6 protein-coding genes and 1 tRNA gene are annotated in these 10,430 nt (G+C 40.7%); 6 read left to right on the top strand and 1 reads right to left on the bottom strand.

What is annotated here, in order from left to right:
• The first annotated feature begins 193 nt into the window (after positions 1 to 193).
• The 6 genes from AC805_RS06120 to AC805_RS06095 all read left to right on the top strand — a co-directional run bounded on the left by AC805_RS06120 (position 194) and on the right by AC805_RS06095 (position 8,568).
• On the top strand, positions 194 to 3,031 hold the full coding sequence (locus AC805_RS06120; RefSeq protein WP_055074594.1) for a PAS domain S-box protein: 2,838 nt from the start codon (positions 194 to 196) through the stop codon (positions 3,029 to 3,031).
• A gap of 20 nt (positions 3,032 to 3,051) precedes the next feature.
• Positions 3,052 to 4,773 carry an EAL domain-containing response regulator gene (locus AC805_RS06115; protein ID WP_055074593.1) on the top strand — a complete coding sequence of 574 codons (1,722 nt, stop codon included), beginning with the start codon at positions 3,052 to 3,054 and terminating at the stop codon, positions 4,771 to 4,773.
• A gap of 78 nt (positions 4,774 to 4,851) precedes the next feature.
• A complete protein-coding gene (gene gmd, locus AC805_RS06110; RefSeq protein ID WP_055074592.1) occupies positions 4,852 to 5,922 on the top strand; it encodes a GDP-mannose 4,6-dehydratase in 1,071 nt (356 codons plus the stop codon).
• Positions 5,923 to 5,992: 70 nt separating this feature from the next.
• Entirely contained in the window at positions 5,993 to 6,961 is a 969-nt protein-coding gene (locus AC805_RS06105; RefSeq protein ID WP_055074591.1) for a GDP-L-fucose synthase, read from the top strand.
• Positions 6,962 to 7,142: 181 nt separating this feature from the next.
• Positions 7,143 to 7,229, top strand: a tRNA-Ser gene (locus tag AC805_RS06100).
• A gap of 295 nt (positions 7,230 to 7,524) precedes the next feature.
• Positions 7,525 to 8,568 (top strand): alpha/beta fold hydrolase, encoded by a 1,044-nt coding sequence (locus AC805_RS06095; RefSeq protein WP_055074595.1) that lies wholly within the window; start codon positions 7,525 to 7,527, stop codon positions 8,566 to 8,568.
• Here AC805_RS06095 and AC805_RS06090 read toward each other — a convergent pair.
• Positions 8,560 to 9,912, bottom strand: coding sequence for a hypothetical protein (locus tag AC805_RS06090; RefSeq protein WP_055074590.1), 1,353 nt, complete (start codon positions 9,910 to 9,912; stop codon positions 8,560 to 8,562). The two genes, AC805_RS06095 and AC805_RS06090, sit on opposite strands and share 9 nt — an antisense overlap.
• Positions 9,913 to 10,430: the final 518 nt, after the last annotated feature.

Genomic DNA, 10,430 nt, shown 5'->3' with positions numbered 1-10,430 from the left:
TAAGTACCTCAGCATAATTAAAATCCAGATCTAAAACCTGCGGCGCACGCTGCGCGTGCGCCGCAGGTTTTAGGGTTTTATATTTAATTAAGCCCACTTACTTATACTGCCGTACTTAAGTATTGCAATGTATTGCAATATTTAAGTACGGCAATATTTAGAATGGAAATATTTGGTAGATGATTTGGTTGTTATGCAGAATATCCTAGATCATATTCAATGCGGTGTTTTTGCCTTGACGATAGAGTCACCCCCTTACGGGTTAAGTATTAACGACCAAATCGATCACCAAATTAACGACCAAATTAACGATTCAAAATTCATACTTCGATTTGCGATCGCCAATCTTGCTTTTGTCCAGCTTGTGTGGGGCGAACTTAGTCCAGAAAAGCCCTCAAATCTCATTGGTTTGCAGCCCCATGATTGCCTACCTCAAAATTTTGTGCGGCAGTTATATGTACATATCCATCAATGCTTACAATCTCGGAAAAAGGTGGTGTATGAGGTGGAAACTGACGCGATCGCTAAGCATCTGGTATCAATTTCGCTTTCTTTGGTAATTGATAACAATCAATTGCCGCAAATCGTAGGTACTTGCCAAGATATTAGCAATTTATCCCTATCTAAATCTCAAGTTGGACAGCCCAATCATCAAAAATTTAGTCATCTCGTCAACGCCATATCCGATGCCTTTGTCGTTGTTGATAGCCAAGGTATTGTGTGCTATGTCAATCAGGCTGCCGAAAATTTATTTGGTTGTCAAGCCGAAGATATTGTAGGTGAAGTCTTTGGCTTGCCAGTAGTAACGGGAGAAAGCACCAATATCGACATCCTCAATCGGGGTACGACTACCTCGGCGGAGATGCGCGTGTCGGAAACCATCGATGAAGATCGCATGGTTTATGTAGTTGCCTCCTTACGTGATGTCTCGGAGCGCAAACTGGTAGAGAGTTCGTTACAATTGCGCGAACGAGCGATCGCGGCTAGTTCCAATGGGATAGTCATTACCGATGCCACAAAGCCCGAGAACCCGACGATTTACGTTAATCCCAGCTTTGAAAGAATTACTGGCTATAGTGCTGCGGAGGTCATTGGTCGTAACTGTCGATTTTTGCAAGGGGGCGATCGCCAACAGATCGGCATTTTAGATTTACATCAAGCAATTCAAGAACAACGAGAATGCCATGCGGTTCTGCTTAATTATCGAAAAAATGGCACGCCATTTTGGAACGATCTTTACATTGCTCCAGTATTTAACGATCGTGGCGAACTGACCAACTATATTGGTATTCAAACCGACATCACCGAGCAGGTGAAATCGACCCAAAGATTGCTCGAAAGTGAAGAACGCTTGAGAACCGTACTAACATCGATTAAGGAAGGAATTACCTTTAGCGATGATTCAGGTTATTTCTCTATCTTTAATGATGGAATGGAAAATTTGACTGGATATACTGCTGCTGAGGCAAATGCCAGCCATGATTTTACCAACTTCCTATATCCCGATCGCCAAGAACATGACAGGGCTTTACAACGATTGCAGCATCTGCAAGAAACAGGACAGGTGATGACTGTCGAAACTCATATCCGTCACCGTGATGGCACATTCAAAGATGTGTTAGTTTCGACAAGACTCATGGCATACAAAGGTAAGCGTATGTATTTGAGTAGTTACTACGATATCACCGAGCGCAAAAAAGTTGAGACACAGCTACGCTATCAAAGCGAAAGGGAACGTTTATTAAATGCAATCCTCTTCAAAATTCAATGTGAATTAAATTTAGAGCAAATTCTGGCTATCACCGTTAAAGAGGCTCAGGCTCTATTACGTATCGATCGCGTAGTTGTTTATCAGTTTCAAGAGGATGGAAGCGGTCAATTTGTCGTAGAAGCGGTGAATGATTCAGTATTATCGATTCTCGGACAAACGATTAACGACTCCAACTTTAATCAAGACTATATCGAGCAATATCAAAATCAAGTTATCTCCAGTATTAATAATGTCGATAATGCCAATTTAAATCCCTCCTATAAAGAGCTTTTACAATGTTTTCAAGTAAAGGCAAATATTGTAGTGGCGATTTCCCTTGGCGGTATACTTTGGGGATTATTAATTGCCCATCAATGTTTTGCTCCCCGCGATTGGGAAGAGTTTGAAATCGATCTATTCAAACAGCTCGCTAACCATGTGGCGATCGCGATCCAGCAAGTCAAATTATTTGAGCGGGTGCAGGATCTCAATAAAAATCTAGAGCGCCAAGTGGCCGATCGCACTCAACAACTAGAGCAAAGTCTGAGCCAATTGGAAAGGGCTTTACTCAAAGAAAAAGAATTAAACGAACTCAAATCCCAATTTATTTCCAGAGCCTCCCATGAATTTCGTACACCCTTGGCTACGATCCAAACTGCCAGTGATTTATTACGAAATTATGGACATAAAATGTCTGAGGATAAAAAATTAGAACGTATTGATAAAATTCAGCGGGAAGTTAAAGGGATGACTAATCTGCTTGAAGAGGTGCTAATTATTGGCAAGACGGAATCTGGTAAGTTTGAATTACACCCCGAAGAAATTAATCTCGAAGATTTCTGTCAAGAAATAATCGAACAAGCTAAGTTAATTGGTAATGGGCGGCATCAAGTTAGATTTAACAACATTAACTTGCCATCGAAATTAACAATCGATCCTAAATTTTTAAGACAAATTATCGCGAATTTATTATCAAATGCGATTAAATATTCTCCTAATAATAGCGATATCAATTTTACAATTTCACAAACCAAGGAATATCCACCCAAACTTTTATTAGAGTTTCAAGATCGAGGCATTGGCATTCCTATGCCAGATCAAGCGAAGATTTTTGAACATTTTTATCGAGCTCATAATGTTGGTATGATTGTGGGAACTGGCTTAGGAATGGCAATTATTAAGAATTCAGTTGATATACTTGGTGGCACAATTCAACTTAGCAGTGTTGAGAATGAAGGAACAACTGTAAAAGTAAAACTACCTATTTCCCTAAAGGAATAAGTAAAGGAATAAGTGAAATTATGACAACGATTCTAGTCATCGAGGATGTAGAAGCTTTAAGGGAAGAGATCATGGAGACTCTATCCTACGAAGGTTTTGATGTGTTAGGAGCCGAGAATGGAGTCGTGGGCGTGCAAATGGCAAAGACCTATGTGCCGAATTTGATTATTTGCGATATTGCCATGCCCGAACTAGATGGCTATGGTACACTCACCGCGCTGCGCCAAGAATCAAAGACATCTATGATTCCCTTCATCTTTTTGACCGCCATGACGGAAAAGACAGATATGCGTCAAGCGATGCAATTGGGGGCTGATGACTACTTAACTAAGCCCTTTACATCGGCGGATTTGCTGGGGGCGATCGCTTCGCGGTTACAGAAGTACAACTCTGTGAGAGAGCATTATTACGATGAGATTAAAGCTGCTGGCGCAAGGTTTGAGTACCTATCCCACCATGATGGTTTGACCCAACTCCCCAATCGGATCCTATTCTATGAGTCCTTAGCCCAAGCTATCCTCCATGCCAAAATTAATAATAAATCCCTAGCTGTCCTATTTCTGGACATGGATAATTTCAATATCATTAACAATACGCTGGGGACTGATATTGGCGATCAATTATTTAAGGCGATCGCCGAACGTTTAAGGCGCTACACTGCCCCCTGTGACATGGTGGCAAGGATCCAAGGCGACGAGTTTGCCATGATCATTTCCGATATCGAAGATCAAAGCAGCATTAAGCAAGAGGCGCAAAAAATATTAGATCTACTAAGTCGTCCTTACAACTTGTATGGGCATGAGGTATTTATTACCAGCAGTATTGGAATTACGCTCTTTCCTGAAGATCATCAAGAGTTAGAAGGATTAATCAAAAATGCGGAATTGGCAATGTACTATGCCAAGAATCATAGTAGGAATAGTTATAAGCTCTATAGTCCCGATCTGAACGTTCAATCCTCAGAATATATGGCTTTAGCAAATAGCCTACATCGTGCGATGGATCGGAGTGAATTTCGCGTCTTTTATCAGCCCCTAATCGATCTTACGTCAGGAAAAATTGTCGGAGCAGAGGCTTTAGCTCGGTGGCAACATCCCGATTTAGGAATTATTATGCCCAATAAATTTATTCCCGTTGCCGAACAAACAGGACTGATTCTCAGGTTAAGTGAAGTAGTCCTCTGCTCTGTTTGCGAACAAATGCGATCGTGGCGGGAGGCTGGGCTTAATTATGGATATGTGGCTGTTAATCTATCGGGGCAGCATTTTCGACCAGAAAATAATTTGATTGAAACCATCAGTAAAATCTTGCAGGAAACGGGAACGAAGCCAGAGCATTTAGAACTCGAACTGACCGAAAGCATTATCATGCAAAATGCTGAGCTGACCATTCAGGTGCTATCGCATTTGCAGGCAATGGGTGTAAAGGTCGCGATCGATGACTTTGGGACGGGCTATTCATCCTTAAGCTATCTCAAGCATTTTCCCGTCAATACACTCAAGATCGATCATTGCTTCATTCAAGATATCACCACCGATCGCCATGATGCGACGATTTCCCTTGCCATTATAGAGCTAGCCCATAGTTTGTCTTTGCAAGTAGTCGCGGAAGGAGTCGAAACCGCAGAACAGATTCAATTATTAAGGAAATATGGCTGCGATCGCATCCAAGGATATTTCTTTAGTCCACCCTTGCCTGCGGCCGAATTTGAAAAAATGTTAATCGAAGGGAAATGCCTTTAGTATAGGCAAAGTGACGTAGCCCAATCACTTTACCTGCATATTGCCATAAACTTTTATTGATTACGTTAACCATTTTTAATGAGTAAATCCAAACGCGCTTTAATTACTGGCATTACGGGACAAGATGGCTCCTATTTATCAGAGCTATTATTAGCAAAAGGGTATGAGGTGCATGGAATCATACGGCGATCTTCCACGATTAATACCGATCGCTTAGATCATATGTATCAAGATCCCCATCTACCAGACACCAAGCTATTTTTGCACTATGGAGATCTGACAGATGGCACAGGTTTAGGACGGATTCTGGAATCAATTCGCCCCCATGAAGTATTTAATCTGGGCGCTCAGTCCCATGTGCGTGTAAGTTTTGACTCTCCAGAATATACCGTTGACACCGTCGGTATGGGAACCTTGCGCTTACTAGAGGCGCTTCGCGATTACCATCAACGCAACGATCGCGAGATCCGTTTTTATCAAGCTGGATCTTCAGAGATGTATGGGTTAGTTCAAGCCGTACCGCAAAATGAGGCTACCCCCTTCTATCCGCGCAGCCCCTATGCCTGCGCCAAGGTATATGCCCATTGGCAAACCGTGAATTACCGCGAGTCCTACGGCTTATTTGCTTGCAATGGCATTTTGTTTAACCATGAGTCGCCCCGTCGAGGTGAGACTTTTGTGACCCGCAAAATCACAAGGGCGATCGCTCGCATAATAGCAGGTCAGCAAAAAAAACTATATTTGGGAAATCTGGATTCTAAGCGAGATTGGGGCTACGCCAAGGACTATGTTGAGGCGATGTGGCTAATGTTGCAGCAAGAAAAACCAGATGATTACGTAATATCCACAGGCGAAACCCATTCCGTACGGGAATTTCTGGAAGCAGCTTTTACCTATGTCAATCTCAAGTGGGAAGATTATGTAGAAATTGATCCGCGCTATTTTCGTCCCGCTGAAGTTGATTTGTTATTGGGCGATTCCAGTAAAGCGAAACGGCAGCTCGGTTGGGAGCCCAAAGTCACCTTTAAAGACTTGGTGGAGTTAATGGTTGATGCCGATCTTGAGGTTTTGAATTTACCTAATCCTAAAGGTACGCATTCTCAAGATGTGGCGACATTGCGGAATACTGGACAACCTTCAAATTGGTAAATTAAAAGCCCTACTTCCTAGGGCTTTTAATCTATTTGTACTTTAGTCAAATTAGTCAAAAAAAATTTTCATGCTAGAAAATCAATCAAACTTTCATTTGCAAGATCGATTCAAAAATCAAAAGATTTTAGTTACTGGTGGTGCTGGTTTTCTAGGTAAGCGGGTCATTGCCCAATTAATCGGCGCAGGAGCTAATCCAGATTCGATCACCGTGCCGCGATCGCGCGAGCTTGATTTGCGATCGCTGGCTAATTGTGAAAAAGTAGTGCAGGATCAGGATTTGATTATTCATCTTGCTGCCCATGTTGGTGGTATCGGGCTAAACCGTGAAAAACCCGCCGAACTTTTTTATGACAATCTCATGATGGGCGTGCAGTTGATTCATGCAGCCTATCAAGCAATGGTGAAAAAATTTGTTTGTGTGGGGACAATTTGCGCCTATCCCAACCACACACCTGTACCTTTTAAAGAGAGCGATCTCTGGAATGGCTATCCTGAATATACCAATGCGCCCTATGGCATAGCCAAAAAAGCCTTGCTGGTACAATTGCAATCCTATCGCCAGCAATATGGATTTAATGGCATTTACCTTTTACCCGTTAATCTCTATGGACCTGAAGATAATTTCGATCCTCGCAGTTCCCATGTAATCCCTGCCCTGATTCGGAAAGTTTATGAAGCTCAGCAAAGAGGCGATCGCCAGATTTTAGTATGGGGAGATGGCTCACCTACAAGGGAATTCATTTATTCCGACGATGCGGCGCGAGCGATCGTGATGGCATCGGCAAATTATAACGATTCAGAACCTGTCAATATTGGTACGGGTTTAGAAATATCTATTAAGGATCTCATCCATCTAATTTGTGAATTAATGGGATATGAAGGGGAAATCCTTTGGGAAACTGATAAGCCCAATGGTCAGCCCCGCCGCTGTCTTGATGTCGAAAGAGCAAAAACAGCCTTTGGATTTAGCGCTGCTGTGAATTTTCAGGAAGGTTTGAACAAGACGATCGCTTGGTATCGACAACAGGCTGCTTGAGCATTCTGTGGGGCGATCGCTAAGTCAACAAAAAAATTTTGATTTTATGGATTATAAGGCTTGCATATGTACCAAGCTTTGGTATGATTAGAATCCGCACAGCGAAACAAACAACTTTTACAAAGTTAATCAAACATTTTGTACTGGTTATTTTTGTACTGGTTATTGTGAAGCTAAGCGAGGAGAGATGGCCGAGTGGTTGAAGGCGCAGCACTGGAAATGCTGTTTAGGGGTAACTTTAACGAGGGTTCGAATCCCTCTCTCTCCGTCAAAAAATAGCTAGTAGATAAAAGACTGGCTATCTCCTGTGTTGCTATAGTTATATCAATTCCCAAAAGTGTAGCTACACTTTTGGGAATTAAAAACCAAACCCAGTAAAGTTTTGAAAAACACAAAATGGCTACGCCATTTTGTGTTTTGGTATCAAACCAATTCACGAAAGTGTGACAACACTTTTGGGAATTAAAAACCAAACCCAGCAAGGATTTTCAAATCATAAAATGGCTACGCCATTTTATGATTTGGTATTAGACGTAAAGAAATGTAAATATGGACTGGTTGATATGCTCTATACACCACCTTGGCATCTCAGCAATGGGTTGCTAATGACCCTTTATACGGCTTTGCGGGTAAGCCGAAAATGGGAAAATTTCACAATAGAACCAGAACCCGTTTATCAAGAACATATTTTTACTGGGGCAAATGGCGTGCCGATCTTTGGAAAATATGCAATTCCGCAGAATGCGAAAGGAACGATTGTGGCGACCTATGGCATTACGGGGGATTTGGATAACCAATGGTTTCTCAAAATCTTAGGACGTAAGGCTTTAGATCGGGGATATGCAGTGGTTTTGTTTGATTGGCGGGCTCATGGTAAAACCGCAGAGCTATCCCCAGCGCTAACCTCCGATGGGCTATACGAAGGCGAAGATTTTATTCGGATTGCCAGTATCGCCAAGCAATTAGGCTGTCCAGCCCCTTTTTGGCTCATGGGATATTCACTGGGAGGACAGTTGGCGTTGTGGGGGATTAAGGCTGGGGAGACGATCGCTGATTGGGGAAGTGACTTAGGCATCACATCTGCTGATATTGCAGGTGGAGCGGTAATTTGTCCTAGCGTTGACTCCAACCGATCGCTCACCTATTTAGTTAAGGATGAACTGGGGCGATTTTTGGAGAAGGCGATCGCTCGTGAACTCAAGAAACTCGGTCGCGGCATGGCAAAAATGCATCCTGAAGCGATCGATCGCCATGCAGTCGAGAGAGCTAATAGCATTTGGGGATTTGATAATGAATTGACGATCGCCAAGTTAGGTTTTGCCTCCGTTGAGGATTATTACGATGCCAGTTGCCCCTTACATTTCATGCCACATCTGCAAAAGCCAACCTTAATTCTTTATGCTGAGGACGATCCGATGTTCGATCCTGCAATTATTCCTGAACTAGTAAAAATCGCTCAAGATAACCCCGCCATTAAACTAATGATTACCAAACATGGCGGTCATGTCGGTTATGTGAGTAGTAAAAAATGCCAAAATCAATATGGCGATCGCGATCGCTGGTGGGCATGGAATCGCGTCTTTGAATGGATTGGCTCGCTAGTTTGATTTGTTCTCGATATCTCTTACATTGATATCATGGGTTAATTTTTTTAACTGCGAAAACACACGATAATTTTCTAAGTTTATATCTTGCTCATCCTGCTCAACATTATTCATTTTGATCAAGCTATAGTTGATATCCTCATCAAAAATTGCCAAGGTGACATTGAGAATATCGAGGAAATTAATAAAAGTACGACATTCAGTTTCTTCATAGGAGCTATAAAACTTAATGAGTTCGGCTACATAGCTTTCTAAATAAAAACGAATATTGGGATAGATTAGTACGGTTTTTAATAGCAGGATGACTAGATTAAGTAAATTATTACATTCTAAGGATAGCTGTAAAAATTCAGAGGGATGACGACGTTTATTTAACAACAAATACTGCAAAATGCGATTGCAAGTAACATGTAATAAACTGAGCGACATCTCTTCTTCGTGGCGATGTTCTTGAAAATGCATTAATCTTTGAATGACCGTCTGATTAATCACTTCGGAAACTTCTAAGTTATTTTGAATTATGCCTAGATAGCTAAGCAAGCTTTGTTTAAATTCTAAAAAATTTAAATTATAGACTTGGTTGTAAAAAGCTTTGGCGGCATTTTGATAGCTTTCATTACCCTGTTTATTCAAAACTCTTTTAATTAAAATTAATACCCCATCGCCTAGATTAGTTGGGTTTTGTCGCTGAGGATTAGCTCCTAGCTTAGAATCAAGGCGAGCCGTATACATTGCCAGATCAAATTTAAATTGCTTTTTGATTTTCCGCGCTAACGTCTCAGCATATTGACGCTGCTCTAAAGGTTTACTAGCATCAGCATATTCTGAAATTAGTAAATAGGAAGAAAAGCGCTCACTCCAATTATGATATTTGCGATGAATGCCCGATCTGCCTGATAGCGATCGCAGAGTATTATATTCACTAGAATGAAGAAATTTTTGTAGCCATTCCCTTAGCTTTTTCAACTTATAAATTTTCGTGGGAAGGACTATGGAATCCGCAGAGAAAAGATCTACCAATTGCTGACAAGCACTAATATTCCCATTGATAGCCCAGTTGTTATTGAGTATGTAGCAGCAACGTATAAGAGTATGTTTGAAATCACGCTCTCTATCATGAAATATAATTTCACCTAAGGCATAGTAGGCATGAATATCATCAACTTCTTCATATTCAATAAATAATTTATTAAATTGGTTTAAAATTTCTTCAGTTTTAGATTGCTTGATAATTCTTAAGAAGAAATCATAAATATTCTGTTGTGCCTTATCGATACTACTGTCAGTTGTATCTGAAACCTGCTCGATAAACCGATCGGACTGGTGTGGATTATAAAACTGTGCCATATCAGTACATTCCTAAGCAACAGCAAAAAACTTACAGGTTGGATTTAACTAAATTTGTACTATTCGTACTATTTGATAAACTAGCTTTAGAAATGACTATTAAAGGAAACTTATTGTTTCTAATAGATAACAAATAGATAACAAATAAATGGCAAGTAGATAAATAGGCATAATTAAATACTAGATTCAAAACCTGTAGCATTGACGCAACGTAAGTTTTAGGTTTTGGGATGTTATATTTAATTGCACCTAGCTAACTAGTCATTTTATACCAAATCACAAAATGGCGTAGCCATTTTGTGATTTTAAAACCCTTACTGGGTTTGGTTTTCAATTACCAAAAGTGTAGCCACACTTTTGGTAATTGGTATTAATTGGGGCTAGAAAATAACTAAAAAATGAATTGCCAGAATAATTTAAGTATATTTTCTCTATTTAATGCAATATACTTAATTGTTTGATAGTCTTCATCGTTAAGTTAGCAATAGTTTTTTAGCTTCTATTACAGATTCTATATC

This window comes from Pseudanabaena sp. 'Roaring Creek' (assembly GCF_001402795.1).
In the GTDB taxonomy this organism is placed as follows: Bacteria; Cyanobacteriota; Cyanobacteriia; order Pseudanabaenales; family Pseudanabaenaceae; genus Pseudanabaena.
This window is presented reverse-complemented; position numbering and strand designations above follow the sequence as displayed.